Consider the following 18,951-nt stretch of genomic DNA (forward strand, 5'->3'; position numbering starts at 1 on the left):
CAGCGTACGGGCGGGCGTCAGCGCCACGGCCGCACGGCACGCTCCGGGTGGTACACGCGACTGCGCCCCACCTCGGCCACCACCGCCGCGTCGGCGCGCCCGCCCAGCAGCCGCCGCAGGGCGCGTTCGGCCGGCGACCCGACCGCCACCACGTACCCGGGGCGGGCCGCCCGTGCCACCCGCTGCCAGTACGCCGGGTAGCGGTTCTGCCCCGGGGTCAGGTTGCCGTCCAGCACGCCGCAGGCCACCGCCTCGCCGGTGTTGAAGATCAGCCGGTGGCAGGTCCAGTAGTCGCCGTACACCTCGTGCAGCCCGGCGCGCCGCACCGCGCCGGCCAACCGGCGGGCGTCCCGCTCGTCGGCGCGGATCCCGGGCAGGCCGACCAGGAACGTCGCGGTGCCGGCCAGCGTGGCGGCGGTCAGCCCGGCCAGCACCACGGCGGCCGGCACGCCGCGCAGCCGGTCCGCCCGACCGGCGGTGGCCCGCAGCGCGGGCGCGGCGGCCCGCCAGAGCGGCCAGAGCACCGCCGGCAGCGACACCTGGAGCACCGACAGGTAACGCGCGTCGCCCAACGGGTCGGTGGCGGCGAGCGGGCTGCGCACGTACGCCAGCAGCGTCAACGCCGCGCCGGCGACCAGCGCGAGGATCGCCGTGGCCCGGACCCGCGCGGCCGGGTCCCCGGCCCGGCGGTACGCGACCACGCCGAGCACGGCGGCGGTCACCAGCAGCACCGGGTAGAGCACGCCGAACCACTGCGCCCAGCGCGCGCAGCCGTCCATCGGGCAGAGCCCGGACGCCAGCGGCACCCCCTCCAGCAGCCCGCCGTGCAGCCGCGCCGCGAGCGACGGGGCGACGCCCTCCTTCGTGCTGATCTCCCGGAACACCGACAGGGAGTCCTGCCCGGGCGGCGCCACCACGTTGTCCTTGATCATCGGTGCGACGCCGGCCAGGAAACCGACGACCAGCAGTACGCCCGGCCAGCCGATCAGGTCCCGGGGCGCGGCCAGCACCAGCACCACGCCGGCCGCCAGCAGGTAGGGCGTGATCAGCCAGTCCGACCAGAGCGCCAGCCCGGTGAGCAGGCCGAACGCGCCGGTGGCGAGCCAACGGTGCCGGACCCGCCGCTCGCCGAGCGCGACCGCGAGCAGCAGCAACGCCAGGACCGCCGGTTTGACCTCGGGCCGGCCGCCGACCACGGTGAGCTGGTCCCGGACCACCCGCTCCGAGCCGAGCGCCAGCAGGCCCACCACGGCCACCGCCAGCCCGGGGGAGAAGAGCCGGCGGGTCAACCGGTACGCCAGCCACAGGAAGACCGCGTAGAGCGCGAGCAGTGGCAGCCGCAGCACCGGCCAGCTCGGCCCGGCCCAGCCCACCAGCGGCGCGGCCAGGTACGACTCCAGCATCCCCATGTAGCGCTGGCCGTAGAGGAAGACCGGCCGTTCGTGGCCGCCGGCGATGTGCAGCGCGGCCAGGCCGAACGTGGCCTCGTCACTGTTCGAGGCGGGCACCGTGAACAGCGTCAGCACCAGCCGGTAGCCGACCCCGGCCGCGCCGAGCAGCAACGCCACCAGCGCCGGCGCGTCCGGGTTGCGCTTCGCTGTCGACACGACCCAGGCCCCCGTCGTCGCCCCCGACCGCAGTCTGACACGCTGCTCACCCGGTGCCGGGGCGGATCGGCGGAGATCACTCGCGTGGCCGGGCCCGGCCGGTTGTGGCAGGGTTGGCACGTGCCGCCCACACCACCGGACCAGCTCGCCGTGCCCCAACTGCACCGCGCCGCGCGCATCGAGGACGCGCTGCACGGCCTGGTGGAGCGCCGGTTGCGGCGCACCGGGTGGCAGCCCAACATCATCGCGTACGCCGGCTACGGCGCGCCGGGCTGGGCGCGGGTGCTCTGCCGCGTGCTGCTGGGCCGACCGGACACCCGCCGTCGAGGCCGGCTGGACAAGGTGCGCGGCTGGCGCAGCTTCGCCACCCTGCCGGCCAAGCACGCCCGGGTGACCATCGAGGTCAACGGCGTGCGCCAGGAGGTGACCGCGGACCGCAGCGGTTTCGTCGACACCGTCGTCGAGGGTGACTTCACGCCCGGCTGGGGCTGCGTACGCCTGAGCGTGGCGGACGCCGAGCCGGTGGAGGCGCTGGTGCGCGTCCTCGACCCGAACGTCCGGTTCGGCATCCTCTCCGACATCGACGACACGGTCATGGTGACCGCGCTGCCCCGGCCGATGCTCGCCGCGTGGAACACGTTCGTGCTCGACGAGCACGCCCGCAACGCCGTGCCCGGCATGGCGGTGCTCTACGAGCGCCTGGCCACCGCCCACCCCGGCGCGCCGGTCTTCTACCTCTCCACCGGCGCCTGGAACGTCGCGCCCACGCTGACCCGGTTCCTGTCCCGGCACCTCTACCCGGCCGGGCCGCTGCTGCTCACCGACTGGGGGCCGACCGCCGACCGTTGGTTCCGCAGCGGGCGGGAGCACAAGCGGGCCACGCTGGCCCGGCTGTCCCGGGAGTTCCCCGAGGTGCGCTGGCTGCTCATCGGCGACGACGGGCAGCACGACCCGGAGATCTACCGGGAGTTCGCCGCCGCCCACCCGGACAACGTGGCCGGCGTGGCGATCCGGCGGCTCTCGCCGACGCAGTCCGTGCTCGCCGGCAGCCTCCCCGCGCCGCAGGGACGGTCCTCCTCCGGCCCGGTCGGCCAGAAGTGGCTCAGCGCCCCCGACGGCGCCGGCCTGTGGAAACTCCTCCGCGAAGCCGACCTGGTCTGACCGCCGGGCTCCAGGGTCAGTTCTGGCGGAGCCAGAGGACGCCCAGCGGTGGGACCTGGAGGGCCGCTGAGGCGGGCAGGCCGTGCCACGGGACGTTCTCCGCGTGCACCTCGCCCAGGTTGCCCACCCCCGACCCGCCGTAGTGGTGGGCGTCGGTGTTCAGCGCCTCGGTCCAGGTGCCGCCCGCCGGCAGGCCGATGCGGTAGTCCGCCAGCGGCGTCGCGGAGAAGTTCGCCACGCACACCAGCGTCCCGCCGTCCGGGGCGATCCGGATGAACGAGACCGCGTTGTTGGCGACGTCGTCCCCGGCGATCCAGCGGAACCCGGCCGGGTCGGTGTCCTGCGCCCAGAGCGCCGGCGTGGCCCGGTAGGCGCGGTTCAGGTCGGCGACCAGGCGCTGCACCCCGGCGCGGGCCGGGTCGTGGGTCAGGTACCAGTCGAGGCCGCGTTCCTCGCTCCACTCCCGGTCGTCGGCCAGCTCGCAGCCCATGAAGAGCAACTGCTTGCCCGGGTGCGCCCACATGTACGCCAACAGCGCCCGCACGTTCGCCAGCCGCTGCCAGGTGTCGCCCGGCATCTTGCCCGCGAGCGAGCCCTTGCCGTGCACCACCTCGTCGTGGCTGATCGGCAGCACGTAGTTCTCGCTCCACGCGTACGCCAGGGAGAACGTGAGCTGGTGGTGGTGGTGCTGGCGGTAGATCGGGTCCTTCGAGGTGTAGAGCAGGGTGTCGTGCATCCAGCCCATGTTCCACTTGAACCCGAAGCCGAGCCCGCCGTCCGAGGTCGGCCGCGTCACGCCCGGCCAGGCGGTGGACTCCTCGGCGACCATCAGCACGCCCGGATGGTGCCGGTAGGCGGTCGCGTTGACCTCCTGGAGCAGCGCGATGGCCTCCAGGTTCTCCCGACCGCCGTGCACGTTCGGGGCCCACTGCCCCTCCGGCCGGGAGTAGTCGAGGTACAGCATCGAGGCGACCGCGTCGACCCGCAGCCCGTCGACGTGGAACTCGTCCAGCCAGTAGAGCGCGTTGGCGACCAGGAAGTTGCGTACCTCGTTGCGCCCGAAGTCGAAGACGTACGTGCCCCAGTCGGGCTGCTCGCCGCGGCGCGGGTCGGGGTGCTCGTAGAGCGGGGCGCCGTCGAAGCGCGCGAGGGCCCACTCGTCGGTGGCGAAGTGCCCCGGCACCCAGTCGAGGATGACCCCGATGCCGGCGGCGTGCAGCCGGTCGACCAGGTGGCGGAAGTCGTCCGGGTCGCCGAAGCGGGCGGTGGGCGCGTAGAAGCCGGTGACCTGGTAACCCCACGAGCCGCCGTACGGGTGCTCCATCACCGGCAGCAGCTCCACGTGCGTGAAGCCCATCTCGGTGACGTACGCGGTCAACTGCTCGGCCAGCTCGCGGTAGCCGAGGCCGGGCCGCCACGAGCCCAGGTGCACCTCGTACACGCTCATCGGCTCCTCGTGGGGCCGCCGCGTCGCCCGGCGCTCCAGCCACTCCGCGTCGCTCCACGCGTACGCCGAATGGTGCACCACCGACGCGGTGGCCGGCGGCACCTCGGTGCGGGTGGCCATCGGGTCGGCCTTGTCCCGCCACCGGCCGTCGGCGCCGAGAATGCGGTACTTGTAGCGGCTGCCGGCCGGCACGCCGGGCAGGAAGACCTCCCACACGCCGCTGGACCCGAGCGAGCGCATCGGCCAGCCGTCGTCCGGCCCCCAGCCGGTGAAGTCGCCGACCACCCGCACGCCGCGGGCGTTGGGCGCCCAGACCGTGAACGCCACGCCCTCGTCGAAGACCCGGGCGCCGAGCGCCGACCAGAGCCGCTCGTGCCGCCCCTCGCCGATCAGGTGCAGGTCCAGGTCGCCGAGCGTGGGCGGGTAGCGGTACGGGTCGTCGAGCGTCGCGCCGTCCACCTCGACCCGGTAGTCGAGCACCTCGCCGGGCACCACCGACTCGAAGACGCCGACGTCGTGCACCCGCTTCATCGGGTGCCGTTCCCCGTCGACGAGCAGCGTCACCTCGCCCGCGCCCCGGCGCAGCGTGCGGATCGTGGTGCTCCCGTCGGCCGGGTGCGCGCCGAGCACGGCGTGCGGGTCGTGCGCCTCGCCGGCGATCAGCTGGTCCATCGTGCGTCGTCCTTCTCGGCCGGTGCGGTCGGTGCGGTGCCGCCGGAGAGGTCGGCGGGTACGTCTTCGACGGTCAGGTCGGGCGTCGCCGGGTGCGCCGGCTCGGCGTCGGCCGGTGGCGCCGGGCGGCGCACGGTCAGCACGTGCGCCGGTTGCAGGTACGGGTCGAGACGCACCGCGTTGCGCTGCCCCCAGTCGTACTCCGCGCCGGTCAGCTCGTCGCGCACGGTGAACCGCTCGTGCCAGTCGAACCCGAGCGCCGGCATGTCGAGCGTGGTGTTGCCCCACTGCACGGTGCGGGAGTCGAACGAGCAGACCACGATCACCGTGTTGCCGGTCGCCGGGTCGTGCTTCGACCAGCACAGCAGCGCCGGGTTGTCGATGTCGTGGAAACGCAGGTTGCGGAGCTGGTGCAGGGCCGGGTTGTCGCGCCGGACCCGGTTGAGCGTGGTGATGAACGGCGCCAGCGACCGCCCGCGCGCCAGCGCGCCGGCCCAGTCGCGGGGCCGCAGCTCGTACTTCTCGTTGTCCAGGTACTCCTCGGCGCCGGGACGCGCGACGTGCTCGAACAGCTCGAAGCCGGCGTACATGCCCCAGGAAGGGCTGAGCAGCGCGGCCAGCACCGCCCGGATCTTGAACATCGGCGGCCCGCCATGCTGCAACGACTCGTGCAGGATGTCGGGCGTGTTGGGCCAGAAGTTCGGCCGCATCCAGTCCGCCGAGGCGACCAGCTCCTCGCAGTACTCCCGCATCTCGGCCGCCGTCGTGCGCCAGGTGAAATAGGTGTACGACTGGGTGAAGCCGACCTTGCCCAGCCCGTGCATGATCGCCGGGCGGGTGAACGCCTCGGCCAGGAACAGCACGTCCGGGTCGACGCGCTTCACCTCGGCGATCAGCCAGTGCCAGAAGTCGAACGGCTTGGTGTGCGGGTTGTCGACCCGGAAGATCTTCACGCCCTCGCCGACCCAGTGCCGGACCACCCGCAGCACCCCGGCCCGGATGCCCTCCGGGTCGTTGTCGAAGTTCACCGGGTAGATGTCCTGGTACTTCTTCGGCGGGTTCTCCGCGTACGCGATGCTGCCGTCGGCCCGGGTGGTGAACCACTCCGGGTGCTCGGTGACCCACGGGTGGTCCGGCGCGCACTGCAACGCCAGGTCCATCGCCACCTCCAGGCCCTGCTCGGCGGCGGCGGCGACGAAGTCGCGGAAGTCCTCCGGCGTACCCAGGTCGGGGTGGATGGCGTCGTGGCCGCCCTCGGCCGCGCCGATCGCCCACGGCGAGCCCACGTCGTCCGGCCCGGCGGTGAGCGCGTTGTTGCGGCCCTTGCGGTTGACCCGGCCGATCGGGTGGATCGGCGGCAGGTAGAGCACGTCGAAGCCCATCGCGGCCACGCCGGGCAGCCGGTCGAGCGCGGTGACGAACGTGCCGGAGCGGGCCGGCGCGTCCACGGTGGCCGGGATCGCGCCCTCGGAACGGGGGAAGAACTCGTACCAGGCGGAGAACAGCGCGCGCGGCCGGTCCACCCACAGCGTCCGCTCGTCGCCGGTGGTGACCAGCTCACGGACCGGGTACGCCCAGAGCAGCGGCGCGAGGTCCAGCGCCGCGCTCACCCGGTGGGGCAGGCTCTTGGCGTCGTCGGTCAACGCCTTGACGGCTGCCCGCACGCGCTCCTGGTCAGCCTTCGGCACCACGTCGAGCGCGGCCGTCAGCACCCGCGCGCCCTCGGCCAGGTCGTTGGCCAGCTCGGCCGGCCCCTGCCCGGCGGCCAGCTTCTTGGTCACCGCGTTCTGCCAGGTGAGGTATGGATCTCCGAACGCCTCGACGGCGAACCGCCACTCGCCGACCGCGTCCGGGCAGATGGTGGCGTGCCAGCGGTCCTGCCCCGGCTCGCCGGGACGCATCCGGGTGAACGGGCGAGCCGCGCCGTCCGGGCCGAGCCAGACCACGTTGCAGCCGAGCGCGTCGTGGCCCTCGCGGTAGGCGCGGGCCGACACCGGCACGACCTCGCCGACCACCGCCTTGGCCGGGTAGCGACCGCAGGCGACGACGGGGGAGACGTCTTCGATCGGGAACCGTCCAGTCACCCGCTCAACCTACTGCGCGAGATCGTCTCGCGCTCGGCAGCGTCCCCGATGCCCCCGTCGGTGCCCCACCGCCGCGCGATGGGCGTCTCCGGCGCGCGCGGGCACCCATCGCGTGCCGGCCTACCAACTTGATGGCGTGGACGGTTCGCCTCGTGACTCGTCCACGCCATCAAGTTGGTAGCGCTGCGCGCACACCCATTGCGCCGCTACGGCGTCTCGCACCCGGCTCAGGCGGGTGGTTTCGGGGCCACGAACGAGCCCTTGCCCTGGTGCGTGATGATCCAGCCCCGCTCGTCGAGGATTCGCAGTGCGTATCGGACCGGCCAGGCACTCGACTGGTACCGCTCACGCAGTTCGGCGATGACGGCGACTTGTCGCCGGGATGCAGGGTGCCCGCACGGATCGAGGCCGTGACATCGGCGATGATCTGCTCATACAGCGGTGTCTGCGGCATGGGGGCACCACCTCTCGTCAGCGATCCGATCTTCGCACTCGGAGTGACGCGCCGTAACCGGGTGCCCGGGTCACTCCGAACCGAACGCGCGGCGCTGACCCGGCGGCAGTACGCCTACGGCGGGACGGTCGCGTTGCTCGTACTCGCTCTGCTCCTGCTGGGTTTGTTCCGGTGAGCGGGACGGGCCGGCGGTGAACGCGCTGCCGGTGGGTCGCCGCGTCGCCCAGGCTCGCCGCCGCCCAGGGGAACGGGGCCTCCGCCCGCGATCTGCTCGACCGCGCGGAGCGGGCCGGCGACAAGGAAAACAGCCGGGCGGCGATCGAGGCCGCGCGGGTGGTCGCCGAGGCGGCGCTCGGCGAGGTCACGGCGGCGACGGTACGCCACGAGCGGCTGACCGCCGACGACGAGTGGCGGTGGTTGCCGGCCGCCCCGCCCGGCCTGCCCCGTCCCGCCGCAGGCCGGCCCGCCTAGGGTTCCCGCATCCGGGCCCGGAGCACGTCGAACTCGCATCCCGGCGCGTCCGGGTCGAAGCCGTGCTCGATCAGCCAGCGCGACGCCACCAGGCTGCGCAGCGACCACCAGGCGCGGATCGCCTCCCGGTCCGCGCCGGCGCCGTAGCCCGCGAGCAGGTCGTCCAGGCGTTCCTCGTGCCCGAGCGTCAGCGTCGCGAGGTCGGCCATGGCGTCCCCGGGAGCGGCCTCGGACCAGTCGATGACGCCGGTGACCTCGTCGCCGTCGACGAACACGTGGGTGATCTGGAGGTCGCCGTGGACGAACACCGGTTTCCGCGGCCGGAGCGCGGCCCCGGCGATCTCCCGGTTACGCCGGATCACCTCGGCGGGCAGGACGGCATTGGCGAGCAGCCACGCGCACTCGCGGTCGAGTTCCGCCGCCACGTCGTCGAGCCGGCGGCCCGGCCACGGCGGCAACGGCGCGTCGTGCAGCCGCCGGACGGCGGCGCCCGTGGCGGCCCACGCCGTCGGCGACGCGGCCGACGGTTCGCCGAGGAGGCCGAGCGCCGTGCCGGGCACGGCGGCGATCGCGAGTACGGGCGGCTCGTGCCAGCGGACCGCCGGGGTCGGTATCGGCGCGAGGGCCATCGCCCGCACCTCGATGTCGGCGTGCGACGGGTCACCGTCGATCTTCAGGAACACGTCGCCGACGCGCAGCGTCACGCGCTGGCGGTGGGCGACGACGACCTCGACGTCCTGCGTACCGGACGTCCCGGCGGGCTCTGCCATGTCGGCCATCCTGACCCGGACGGCCGCCGATGTCGCCGGAGTTTGCCGGCCGGTCGACACCTGTCAACAAGGGGCCCCGCCTCTACCGGAGGCGTTAAGAAGGGGCCCCTCCTTTCACGGAGTGATAGAGGGCGAGGGTTTGGGTGGCGATTGCGGGCCAGGAGAAGTGGTCGACGGCGCGCTGTCGGCCTGCCGCGCCGAATGCCGCGATCCGCGCCGGGTCGGCCAGCAGTTCGTTCATCCGGGCGGCCAGGTCGGCCACGAAGCGTTCCGGGTCCCGTGGCGTGCCGGAGCCGTCGGTGGCCTGCTCGATCGGCACCAGCAGCCCGGTCTCGCCGTCGGCGACGACCTCCGGGATGCCGCCGGTGGCGGTGGCCACCACGGCCGTCTCGCAGGCCATCGCCTCCAGGTTGACGATGCCCATCGGCTCGTAGACGGACGGGCAGACGAAGATCGTGGCGTGCGTGAGCACCTGGATCACCTCGTGCTTGGGCAGCATCGCCGCCACCCAGACCACGCCGGAGCGCTTCGCCCGCAGCTCGGCGGCCAGCTCCTCGACCTCGGCGCCGATCTCGGGGGTGTCCGGCGCGCCGGCCAGCAGCACGAGCTGGGTGTCGGTGGGCAGCTCCCGGGCCGCGCGCAGCAGGTACGGCAGGCCCTTCTGCCGGGTGATCCGCCCGACGTAGACCACGCTGGGTCGGGCCGGGTCGATGCCGAGCCGGTCGAGCACGTCGGTGTTCCGGTCCGGGGCGTACTGCGCGGTGTCGATGCCGTTGTAGACCACCCGGACCCGGTCCGGGTCCACCGCCGGGTACGCGGTGAGCACGTCGCGCCGCATGCCCTCGCTCACCGCGATGATCGCGTCGGCGCTCTCGTACGCGGTCCGCTCGCACCAGGAGGAGAGCGCGTACCCGCCGCCGAGCTGTTCGGCCTTCCACGGGCGCAGCGGCTCCAGGCTGTGCGCGCTCACCACGTGCGGCACCCCGTGCAGCAGCTTCGCGGTGTGCCCGGCCAGGTTGGCGTACCAGGTGTGGCTGTGCACCACGTCGGTGCCGGCGGTGCCGGCGGCCATCTCCAGGTCGACGCCCATGACGCGCAGCGCGGCGTTCGCGCCGGCCAGCCCGGCCGGCTCGGGGTACGCGGTGACGCCCGGCTCGTCGCGCGGCGCGCCGAAGCAGTGCACCCGCACGTCGGCGAGGCGGCGCAGCTCGCGGGCCAGGTACTCCACGTGCACCCCGGCCCCGCCGTAGACCTCCGGCGGGTATTCACGGGTGAGCAGGTCGACGCGCATCGGTGCCATGCCCGCACCCTAGTGCAGACCGCCGGATCGCACCGGGTACGCAAGTGTGGCCGTCCGAGTGGTGAAGTCGCGTCCGGGTGGATAGCGTCTGACCATGGCTGCCAAGGTGCTCGCGATCGTCCTGGCCGGCGGGGAGGGCAAGCGCCTGATGCCCCTGACCACCGACCGGGCGAAGCCGGCCGTCCCCTTCGGCGGGATGTACCGCATGGTCGACTTCGTCCTCTCCAACCTGGCGAACGCCGGCTTTCTCAAGATCGTCGTGCTGACCCAGTACAAGTCCCACTCGCTGGACCGTCACATCACCAAGACCTGGCGGATGTCGACGCTGCTCGGCAACTACGTCACGCCGGTGCCGGCGCAGCAGCGCCGCGGCCCGTGGTGGTTCGCCGGCTCGGCCGACGCGATCTACCAGAGCTTCAACCTGATCAACGACGAGCAGCCCGACTACGTGATCGTCTTCGGCGCCGACCACATCTACCGGATGGACCCCCGGCAGATGGTGGAGGACCACATCGCCTCCGGCGCCGGGGTGACCGTGGCCGGCATCCGCCAGCCGCTGAGCATGGCCGACCAGTTCGGCGTGATCGAGGTCGGCGAGGACGGCAAACGGATCCGGGCGTTCCGGGAGAAGCCCACCGACGCGGTGGGGCTGCCCGACGCGCCCGACCAGATCTACGCCTCGATGGGCAACTACGTGTTCTCCACGGGCGCGCTCTGCGAGGCGGTCGAGCGCGACGCGGAGGACAAGACGAGCAAGCACGACATGGGCGGCAGCATCATCCCGATGCTGGTCGAGCGCGGCGAGGCCAACGTCTACGACTTCAAGGACAACGAGGTGCCGGGCAGCACCGACCGGGACCGCGGCTACTGGCGCGACGTGGGGACGCTCGACTCCTTCTACGACGCGCACATGGATCTGATCAACGTGCACCCGGTGTTCAACCTCTACAACTTCGACTGGCCGATCTACACCGACCAGCCGCCGTACCCGCCGGCCAAGTTCGTCCACCAGTGGGGCGAGCGGGTCGGCCGGGCGGTCGGCTCGATGGTCTCGCCCGGCGCGGTGGTCTCCGGCTCGCTGGTGGAGAACTCGGTCGTCTCGCCGAAGGCCAAGGTGCACTCCTGGGCGCACGTCGACGGCGCGGTGCTGATGGAGGGCGTGGAGATCGGCCGGCACGCGGTCGTCCGCCGCGCGATCCTGGACAAGAACGTCTACGTTCCGGAGGGCGCCGAGATCGGCGTCGACCTGGAGAAGGACCGCCAGCGCTACACCGTCTCCGACAACGGCATCGTCGTCATCGGCAAGGGCCAGCGCGTCGAGCCCTGACCGGCCCCATCCAACCCGAGGAGGATCCCGCAGTGGCCCACCCCCGTGCCGGGCAGCCCGCCGAGCCCGCCGACCTGGTCGACGTGCCCCGGCTGGTCACCGCCTACTACGCCGAGCACCCGGACCCGGACGACCCGGCGCAGCAGGTCTCCTTCGGCACCTCCGGGCACCGCGGGTCGAGCCTGCGCAACGCGTTCAACTCCGACCACATTCTCGCCGTGACCCAGGCGCTCTGCGACTACCGGCGGGAGCACGGCGTGGACGGGCCGCTGTTCCTGGCCCGGGACACCCACGCGCTCTCCGCGCCGGCCGAGGTCGACGCGCTGGAGGTGCTGGCCGCGAACGACGTCACCGTGCTGCGCGACAGCCGGGACGGCTACACCCCCACCCCGGCGGCGTCGCACGCCATCCTCACCCACAACCGGGGCCGCACCAGCGGGCTCGCCGACGGCATCGTGATCACGCCGTCGCACAACCCGCCGTCCGACGGCGGGTTCAAGTACAACCCCACCAACGGCGGGCCGGCCGACACCGACGTCACGAAGTGGATCCAGGACCGCGCGAACGCCATCCTCGCCGCCGGGCTCAAGGAGGTGAAGCGCATCCCGTACGCCCGGGCCCGCGCCGCCGACACCACCGGGGAGTACGACTTCCTCGCCCGGTACGTCGACGACCTGCCCGCCGTGCTGGACATCGACGCGATCCGGGACGCCGGGGTGCGCGTCGGGGCCGACCCGATGGGCGGGGCGAGCGTCGCGTACTGGGGGGAGATCGCCGAGCGGCACCGCCTCGACCTCACGGTGATCAACCCGGAGGTGGACCCGACCTGGCGGTTCATGACGCTCGACGGCGACGGCAAGATCCGGATGGACTGCTCCTCGCCGAACGCGATGGCCTCGCTGATCGCCGCCCGGGACCGCTTCGCGGTCTCCACCGGCAACGACGCCGACGCCGACCGCCACGGCATCGTCACGCCCGACGGCGGGCTGATGAACCCCAACCACTACCTGGCGGTGGCGATCGGCCACCTGTTCCGTACCCGGGAGCGGTGGAGCCCGGCCGCGGCGGTGGGCAAGACGCTGGTCTCCTCCTCGATGATCGACCGGGTCGCGGCCGACCTGGGCCGGCCGCTGCTGGAGGTGCCGGTCGGCTTCAAGTGGTTCGTGCCCGGCCTGCTCGACGGCACGGTCGGCTTCGGCGGCGAGGAGAGCGCCGGCGCGTCCTTCCTGCGCCGCGACGGCAGCACCTGGACCACCGACAAGGACGGCATCCTGCTCTGCCTGCTGGCCGCCGAGATCATCGCGGTGACCGGGCGCACGCCCAGCGAACACTGGGCCGAGCTGGCCGAGCGGTTCGGCGCGCCCGCCTACGCCCGGATCGACGCCCCGGCCAGCCGGGAGCAGAAGGCCGTCCTCGGCAAGCTCTCGCCGGAGCAGGTGACCGCCACCGAACTGGCCGGCGAGCCGATCACCGCCACGCTCACCAGCGCCCCGGGCAACGGCGCGTCGATCGGCGGGCTGAAGGTGACCACCGAGTCGGGCTGGTTCGCGGCCCGGCCGTCGGGCACCGAGGACGTCTACAAGATCTATGCCGAGTCGTTCCAGGGGCCGGAGCACCTGGCCCGCATCCAGGACGAGGCGAAGTCACTGGTCGACGGCGTGCTCGGCACGGCCTGACGGTCAGCGGTCCGGGGGCAGCTCACGGCGGTTGAGCTGCTCCCGCAGCCCGTCCGGCAGCAGCTCGCGGAGCTGGTCGGGCAGCAGCGGCAGGTCCAGCAGGCTCAGCTTGAGCTGGTTGCGTTCCTGGTAGCGGCGCGGGTCGAGGCGGACCACCCGGCCGGCGTCGCGGACGTACCGGACGTGCACCGACCCGCCGGTCGCGGCCTCGCGGATCAGTAGCCCGTCCATCTCCACCGCCACCGGCGCCGAGTCCGGGCGCAGCTCCAGGTGGACGCTCTCGTGCGGGGAGAGCAGCACCGACCGGGAGATCCCGGCCATCGGCGCCGACGGCGTCACCACCAGCGCCTCCGTGGCCGGCGAGACCAGCGGGCCGCCGGCGGCGTAGCTGTACGCGGTCGAGCCGGTCGGCGTGCTCACCACGATCGCGTCGCACCGGTAGTAGCCGTACCGCTGACCGTCCACCGCGAGCGTGGCGGTGACGAAGCCGGCCCCCGGCTGCCGGACCAGCGCGATGTCGTTGAACGCCACCACGTCGTCGCCGCACACGTCACAGGCCAGGCAGGCGTGCGACTCGATGGTGAAGTCGTGCGCCACCAGCCGTTCCAGCGCCCGGGGCAGATCGGGCGGCTGCACCTCGACCAGGAAACCGACCCGGCCCAGGTGCACTCCGAGCACCGGCTTCGGGTCCCGCACGGCCAGCCGCAACGCGCCGAGCATGGTGCCGTCCCCGCCGATGCTGATCAGCGCGTCGCTCTGCGCGGCCAGCGCGTGGGCGGGCACCGCCGCCACCGAGGGCGGCACGCGGTGCCGGTCCTCGACGCGTACGGCAAGCGTCTTGCCGTGCCGGGTGGCCCAGCCCACGATCATCTCCACCACCTCGGAGACGTCCCGAGTCGGGTGCAGCACCAGCCCGAACACATACCCCGCCACCGATACAGCTCACCACACCGGCGGGCGGCCCGCCGGGTGTACGGCCGCGACCGCGCGACTCAGCGGGAGGTGACGAAGACGAGCTGCTCACCGGGCCAGGGCTCGGTGATGCCGTGGCGGTCCAGGAGCGTCATGCCGCGGGCCTCGATCGCCTTCACCAGGTCGTCGGTCTCTTTCCAGGCGGTGGCGGCCCACGCGTCGAAGGCCGCGTCGGCGACGCCCTGCTGCGCGTCCACGATCAACCGACCGTCGGGCCGGAGCACCCGCCGGATCTCGTCGACCGTGCGGTCCAGGTCGAGCGCGTGGTCGAGGGCGTTGCAATAGACGGCGTCCACGCACCGGTTGGGGAAGACCAGATGGTGGAAGTCGCCGTGCAGCACCCACGGGTTCTCCTCGCCGGGGTTCAGGTCGATGCCGACGGCGAAGGCGCCCACGTCGTGGAACGCCTTGACCTCGGTGCCGAGCCGGGCAGCGAGGCAGAGCACCGATCGGCCCGTCCAGTCCTCCCCGGCCAGCCTCGCGGCCAACGCGGCGCGGAACCTCCGGTCGTACTCCGACAGGTCCAGCAGCGCGAGCTTGCTGCGTTGGTGGGCCACGTACGACTTGTACGAGCGGTAGCGGCGACTGGTCACGAGCTGGTCGGCGTCCGCTGGTTGCCAGGACCGCGCGTCGCGGACGAACCAGGCCAGGCCGGCCCAGGCCCGGCGGTCCAGCAGGACCCGGGTGGTACGCACGGGGCGTCGGACGGCCTTGGTGACGGTCCTGGCGAGGGTGCGCGCGCTCATCGTGCTCCTTCCGGGTGATCGCGATGCGGAGCGTGGATCACCATCCGACCTGCGGGTGGCGTTCGACCCGCTCCTGTCGTCCTACCAACGGTCGTCGTCCGGTCCGGTGATGGGCGGCCGGAGGATTTGTCCCTTTAGCGAGGTTGCGCCGCCTCGGCCGCTCGCACCGACGGACGTGACCTCCTGCCGCGGTGGTCGTTAGGTGGTGGGTCGGGTGGGAACGGATGAGCGTTCTTGGGGACCAAACTCCCGCTTTGCCCCACTTGGTGGCGGTCAATCGCACAGAATGTCCACGGTGTGCATCGCAGGAGACGACAAGGAGAGTCCACGTGCCAGGTGACGGTGGGTCGCTGCGGGATCAGCCGCCGACGCGGCCGATGACTGCACACGCTCGCCCCCCGGAGCGGCGGTCCCGCCCGTACGACACGGTCAAGCGGGTGATGGACGTCGCGCTGGCCGTCGTCCTGCTCGTCCTCGCGGCCCCGCTCATGCTGCTGGTGGCGGGCGTGATCCTGGCGACGCACGGGCGTCCGGTGCTGTTCCGGCACACCCGGCCGGGCTTGGACGGCGCGTTGTTCGACGTCGTCAAGTTCCGCACCATGCTGCCGTTGGATCCCCGCCGTGGCCTGGTCACCGACGCCGACCGGCTGACCCGGCTCGGGGCCTGGCTCCGCGCCAGCAGCCTGGACGAGCTGCCGGAGCTGTGGAACGTGCTCCGCGGCGAGATGAGCCTGGTGGGCCCCCGCCCGCACCTGGTCAGCTACCTGGAGCGTTACACCCCGGAACAGGCCCGCCGCCACGAGGTCCGCCCCGGTCTGACCGGTCTCGCGCAGGTGCGCGGGCGCAACGCGTTGAGCTGGGAGAAGAAGTTCGAGTACGACCTGGAGTACGTCGACCGGCGGTCCCTCGCCCTGGACCTGCGGATCCTCGCCGAGACCGTCAAGGTGGTGCTGCGTCGGGAGGGCATCTCGGCACCCGGCACCGTCACCTGGCACGAGTTCATGGGCACCCCGAGCGAGCGTGACGCCAGTGACCGTCGCTCGTCCCCGGCGGCGACATCGGCACGTTCGTCCGGCTGATCTCGACACGACGGGAGCCCCATGGTCAGGATCCTGCTCTTCGGCGCGTCCGGCTTCATCGGCCGTGCGGTCCGGGTCGTCCTCGCGGAGCACTTCACGGTCGTCGCGCCGAGCCGGCGGGAATGCGACCTCGTCGCGCTGGACCGGGCGGACCTGATCGCGTTCATGCGACGGGTACGACCCGACGCGGTGGTCAACTGCGCCGGGCGGATCGTCGGCACCGCCGCCCAGTTCATCGAGGCGCACACGCTGGTCACCGCCAAGCTGATCGAGGGGGTCGAGGCGGTCTCGCCGCGGACCCGGCTGGTCCGGATCGGCTCGGCGGCCGAGTACGGGATCATCCCGTACGGCGGCGACGCGGCCGAGACGGATCCGGCCCACCCGGTGAGCGAGTACGGGATCAGTCAGCTCGCCGCGACCGACCTGGTGCGACTGGCCGCCGGTCGTCCCCAGGTCGACGCCGTGGTGCTGCGGGTCTTCAACCCCGTCGGACCGGGTTCGCCCCACGGCACGGTGCTGGGGCGAGCCGCCGACCTGCTGAAAGCCGCGTCGGCCAGCGGAGCCGGACAGATCGAGCTGGGGCTCAGCGACGCACACCGCGATTTCGTCGACGTCCGCGACGTGGCGGGGGCGGTGCTGGCGGCGCTGCGGGCCGATCGTCTGCCGGCGCCCGTCTTCAACGTGGGCAGCGGCCGGGCGGTCGCCGTCCGGGAGGCCGTCGAGATGCTCGCCCGCCAGGCCGGGTTCACCGGGCACATCGTCGACGGGCTGCGATCACCGGCCGCCGAGCGGTCCGCGGCGGTGCCCTGGACCCGGGCCGACATCAGCCGGGCCGCCGACGCGCTGGGGTGGTCTCCCCGGCACTCGCTGGCCGACTCCCTGGCCGGACTGTGGGCCGGACGGCTGGGTGCCCCGGCCGCGCCGAACGACACCCTCGCGTTCGAGTCGGTCACCTCCTGACACCGACTTCCACCTCGACGAAGGAGGACATTGTTGAGTACGACCCGCGTACTGGTCACCGGCGGTGGTGGCTTCGTCGGAAGCAACCTCGTCCGGGCCGCCCTGGCCCGGGGTGCGTTCGCCGACATCCGGGTGATCGACGACTTCTCCGTCGGCCTGGAGAGCAACCTGGACGGTTGCGACGTGGAGGTGATCCGCGGCTCGATCCTCGACCCGTCGGCGCTCCACCTGGCGATGGCCGACCGGGACGCCGTCGTGCACCTGGCCGCCCTGCCGAGCGTACCGCGCTCGCTGCGCGACCCGATGGCCTCGCACGCCGCCAACGCCACCGGCACGCTGGCGGTCCTCGATGCCGCCCGGCACGCCCAGGTGGGCCACGTGATCGTCGCCTCCTCGTCGTCGGTGTACGGCAGCAATCCGGCGCTGCCCAAGAGCGAGACGGACTGGACCCGACCGCTGAGCCCGTACAGCGCCAGCAAGCTCGCCACCGAGGCGTACGCCTTGGCGTTCCAGTCCAGCTTCGGCCTGCCGGCCCTGGCCTTCCGCTTCTTCAACATCTACGGCCCCGGCCAACGTCACGACCACGCCTACGCCGCGGTGATCCCCCGGTTCGCGTACGCGGCACTCGTCGGTGAGCCGCTCACCGTGCACGGTGACGGCGGCCAGTCCCGGGACTTCACCTACGTGGAGACGGTCTGCCAGGTGCTGATCGACGCGGTGCTCCGTCGGGTCGCGCATCCGCAGCCGGTGAACCTCGCCTTCGGCACCCGCACCGACCTGCGCACCGTGCTGGACGAACTCCGCCTGCTCGTGGACCGGCCGCTCACCGTTCGGCACGAGCCGCCCCGGCCCGGGGACGTGCGGCACTCCCAGGCTGACAACCTGTTGCTGCGAGAGCTGTTCCCCGGCATCCGCCCGGCGCCCTTCGCCGACGGCCTGCGCCACACGGTGGAGTGGCTGCGGTCCCGGCTCGGCCCGCTCACCGCCCGGGTTCACGGCGAGGTGGCCCCCAGCGGCTCGCTCAGCGCGCGTACCGTGCGGTAGAAGTCGGACCGGCGGGTGTCGAGCACGTCGGCGCGGTAGTCCTGGGCGCGCCGCAGGTTCCGCCGCGACGCCTCGGTCAGCCGCGCCGGATCGGCCACCAGCGCCCGGATGCGCTCCGCCAGCGCCGCCGGGTCGTCCGGCCGGACCAGGACGTCCTCGGCCAGCAGCTCGGGGATGCCCCCGGCGGTCGAGCCGATCGCCGGCAGGCCCCGCGCCATCGCCTCGATCAACGCCCGGGGCAGCCCCTCGGTGCGCGACGGCATCACGAACACGTCCGCCCGGTCCAGCACCTCGCGCAGGGCCCTGGGGGAGGACACCCAACCGGCGAACGTGACCTGCTCGGCCACTCCTCGTTCGTCGGCGTACCGGCGCAGCTGGTCGGCGAACCGCCCCACGCCGACATGGGTCAGTTCGTGCCGTTCGCCGGTGCGGTTCAGCTCGACGAGCGCGTCGATCAGCGTGTCGACGCCCTTGTACATCTGGTCGAGCGAGCCGACGCAGAGCAGCCGGGCCGCCGGCAGGGCCGCGGTGTGCACCCGCGGTTCGTCGACGTACGCCTCCGCGGGCAGGTCCACCGACGAGATGCTGACCGAGGGCGCGCCGGCGGCGGGCGGATACCGTCGTTGGAGCGTGTGCTCGGTCTCGTAGGAGACGGCGGCGGCGGAGCGGCACTGCTGCTGCATGGTGGTGGTGGCCCAGTAGCGCAGGGCCGGCCGCGCCGGGTGCTGCACCCCGCCGGGGGCGAACAGGTCGTAGGGATCCCCGATGACCTCGACGGCATATGGCCGACCCCGCCGTCGCAACCGACTGCTGGCGACCGCGGCGATCGGTGAGGGCACCCGGAGGATGACCGAGTCGGCGTCCACCACCGCCCGGGCGATCGCCTGCCGGATCGCCACGTTGTGCCGGGCGAACTGTGCCGGACCCTCGTAGTACGGAACCGCCCACACCTCGACGCCGGGTCCGTCCACCCGGCCGGCGTCGGGCGGCGCGGCGTCGACATGGCGTACCCGGGACACCAGCCGGACCTCGTCGAAGGCGGCCAGATAACGGGACCAGATCGAATGGTCGGGTCCGGCCTCGATCCAGGTGCGGCCGTCGGGCGTTCGCAGCAGCCGGTACTCCGACGTGACGACGACTTTGGACATCAGTTCTCCCGTCGAGAGTCGGACCGGCTTGTC

16 protein-coding genes are annotated in these 18,951 nt (G+C 72.9%); 7 read left to right on the forward strand and 9 right to left on the reverse strand.

The window, feature by feature from the left end:
• Positions 1-17: 17 nt before the first annotated feature.
• A complete protein-coding gene (locus OG767_RS11755; protein WP_405093434.1) occupies positions 18-1,607 on the reverse strand; it encodes a hypothetical protein in 1,590 nt (529 codons plus the stop codon).
• A gap of 120 nt (positions 1,608-1,727) precedes the next feature.
• Here OG767_RS11755 and OG767_RS11760 point away from each other — a divergent pair, with 120 nt between their 5' ends.
• Positions 1,728-2,768 (forward strand): App1 family protein, encoded by a 1,041-nt coding sequence (locus OG767_RS11760; protein ID WP_405093435.1) that lies wholly within the window; start codon positions 1,728-1,730, stop codon positions 2,766-2,768.
• A gap of 16 nt (positions 2,769-2,784) precedes the next feature.
• On the opposite strand, the gene glgB is transcribed toward OG767_RS11760, so the two are convergent.
• From glgB to OG767_RS11775, 3 genes are all read right to left on the reverse strand, one after another.
• A complete protein-coding gene (gene glgB / locus OG767_RS11765) occupies positions 2,785-4,887 on the reverse strand; it encodes a 1,4-alpha-glucan branching protein GlgB (protein ID WP_405093436.1) in 2,103 nt (700 codons plus the stop codon).
• Positions 4,875-6,971: a maltotransferase domain-containing protein gene (locus OG767_RS11770; protein ID WP_405093437.1), complete on the reverse strand. Its 2,097-nt coding sequence runs from the start codon at positions 6,969-6,971 to the stop codon at positions 4,875-4,877. Before OG767_RS11770 ends, glgB begins: the two co-directional genes overlap by 13 nt.
• Before the next feature lie 227 nt (positions 6,972-7,198).
• Complete coding sequence (locus OG767_RS11775; RefSeq protein ID WP_405094196.1) at positions 7,199-7,333, reverse strand: GntR family transcriptional regulator; 135 nt, start codon at positions 7,331-7,333, stop codon at positions 7,199-7,201.
• Positions 7,334-7,758: 425 nt separating this feature from the next.
• Between OG767_RS11775 and OG767_RS11780 the strand changes: the two genes are divergently transcribed.
• Positions 7,759-7,896, forward strand: coding sequence for a hypothetical protein (locus tag OG767_RS11780; protein WP_405093438.1), 138 nt, complete (start codon positions 7,759-7,761; stop codon positions 7,894-7,896).
• Here OG767_RS11780 and OG767_RS11785 read toward each other — a convergent pair.
• Both OG767_RS11785 and glgA read right to left on the reverse strand, forming a co-directional pair.
• Positions 7,893-8,666, reverse strand: coding sequence for a phosphotransferase family protein (locus OG767_RS11785; protein WP_405093439.1), 774 nt, complete (start codon positions 8,664-8,666; stop codon positions 7,893-7,895). The genes OG767_RS11780 and OG767_RS11785 overlap by 4 nt on opposite strands.
• A 94-nt stretch (positions 8,667-8,760) precedes the next feature.
• The gene (glgA, locus tag OG767_RS11790; protein ID WP_405093440.1) at positions 8,761-9,966 is read right to left on the reverse strand and encodes a glycogen synthase; all 1,206 of its coding nucleotides are present in this window, start codon (positions 9,964-9,966) and stop codon (positions 8,761-8,763) included.
• A 94-nt stretch (positions 9,967-10,060) separates the two neighbouring features.
• Between glgA and glgC the strand changes: the two genes are divergently transcribed.
• Positions 10,061-11,293, forward strand: a complete 1,233-nt coding sequence (gene glgC, locus OG767_RS11795) for a glucose-1-phosphate adenylyltransferase (protein WP_405093441.1) — start codon at positions 10,061-10,063, stop codon at positions 11,291-11,293.
• A 32-nt stretch (positions 11,294-11,325) separates the two neighbouring features.
• Entirely contained in the window at positions 11,326-12,969 is a 1,644-nt protein-coding gene (pgm, locus tag OG767_RS11800) for a phosphoglucomutase (alpha-D-glucose-1,6-bisphosphate-dependent) (RefSeq protein WP_405093442.1), read from the forward strand.
• Positions 12,970-12,972: 3 nt separating this feature from the next.
• Here the strand turns inward: pgm and OG767_RS11805 are convergent, their stop codons facing one another.
• Together OG767_RS11805 and OG767_RS11810 are read right to left on the reverse strand one after the other, a co-directional pair.
• On the reverse strand, positions 12,973-13,839 hold the full coding sequence (locus OG767_RS11805) for an NAD(+)/NADH kinase (protein ID WP_405094197.1): 867 nt from the start codon (positions 13,837-13,839) through the stop codon (positions 12,973-12,975).
• A 122-nt stretch (positions 13,840-13,961) separates the two neighbouring features.
• Positions 13,962-14,687 (reverse strand): class I SAM-dependent methyltransferase, encoded by a 726-nt coding sequence (locus OG767_RS11810; RefSeq protein WP_405093443.1) that lies wholly within the window; start codon positions 14,685-14,687, stop codon positions 13,962-13,964.
• A gap of 377 nt (positions 14,688-15,064) precedes the next feature.
• Here OG767_RS11810 and OG767_RS11815 point away from each other — a divergent pair, with 377 nt between their 5' ends.
• The 3 genes from OG767_RS11815 to OG767_RS11825 are packed head-to-tail and all read left to right on the forward strand — an operon-like array spanning position 15,065 to position 17,770.
• Positions 15,065-15,766, forward strand: a complete 702-nt coding sequence (locus tag OG767_RS11815) for a sugar transferase (RefSeq protein WP_405093444.1) — start codon at positions 15,065-15,067, stop codon at positions 15,764-15,766.
• 21 nt (positions 15,767-15,787) lie between these two features.
• On the forward strand, positions 15,788-16,726 hold the full coding sequence (locus tag OG767_RS11820; RefSeq protein ID WP_405093445.1) for an NAD-dependent epimerase/dehydratase family protein: 939 nt from the start codon (positions 15,788-15,790) through the stop codon (positions 16,724-16,726).
• A gap of 33 nt (positions 16,727-16,759) precedes the next feature.
• A complete protein-coding gene (locus tag OG767_RS11825; RefSeq protein WP_405093446.1) occupies positions 16,760-17,770 on the forward strand; it encodes an NAD-dependent epimerase/dehydratase family protein in 1,011 nt (336 codons plus the stop codon).
• Here OG767_RS11825 and OG767_RS11830 read toward each other — a convergent pair.
• Entirely contained in the window at positions 17,719-18,918 is a 1,200-nt protein-coding gene (locus OG767_RS11830) for a glycosyltransferase (RefSeq protein ID WP_405093447.1), read from the reverse strand. The two genes, OG767_RS11825 and OG767_RS11830, sit on opposite strands and share 52 nt — an antisense overlap.
• Positions 18,919-18,951 lie beyond the last annotated feature (33 nt).

Origin of the sequence: Micromonospora sp. NBC_01392 (genome assembly GCF_045040125.1) — a bacterium.
In the GTDB taxonomy this organism is placed as follows: domain Bacteria; phylum Actinomycetota; class Actinomycetes; order Mycobacteriales; family Micromonosporaceae; genus Micromonospora.

What these genes read in the sequence shown, in the direction of transcription:
- OG767_RS11830 (WP_405093447.1), bottom strand. Translation starts at nt 18,918, where the DNA reads ATGTCCAAAGTCGTCGTCACGTCGGAGTACCGGCTGCTGCGAACGCCC.
- OG767_RS11785 (WP_405093439.1), bottom strand. Translation starts at nt 8,666, where the DNA reads ATGGCAGAGCCCGCCGGGACGTCCGGTACGCAGGACGTCGAGGTCGTC.
- OG767_RS11820 (WP_405093445.1), top strand. Translation starts at nt 15,788, where the DNA reads ATGGTCAGGATCCTGCTCTTCGGCGCGTCCGGCTTCATCGGCCGTGCG.
- glgC (WP_405093441.1), top strand. Translation starts at nt 10,061, where the DNA reads ATGGCTGCCAAGGTGCTCGCGATCGTCCTGGCCGGCGGGGAGGGCAAG.
- glgB (WP_405093436.1), bottom strand. Translation starts at nt 4,887, where the DNA reads ATGGACCAGCTGATCGCCGGCGAGGCGCACGACCCGCACGCCGTGCTC.
- glgA (WP_405093440.1), bottom strand. Translation starts at nt 9,966, where the DNA reads ATGGCACCGATGCGCGTCGACCTGCTCACCCGTGAATACCCGCCGGAG.
- OG767_RS11805 (WP_405094197.1), bottom strand. Translation starts at nt 13,839, where the DNA reads ATGATCGTGGGCTGGGCCACCCGGCACGGCAAGACGCTTGCCGTACGC.
- OG767_RS11815 (WP_405093444.1), top strand. Translation starts at nt 15,065, where the DNA reads ATGACTGCACACGCTCGCCCCCCGGAGCGGCGGTCCCGCCCGTACGAC.
- OG767_RS11810 (WP_405093443.1), bottom strand. Translation starts at nt 14,687, where the DNA reads ATGAGCGCGCGCACCCTCGCCAGGACCGTCACCAAGGCCGTCCGACGC.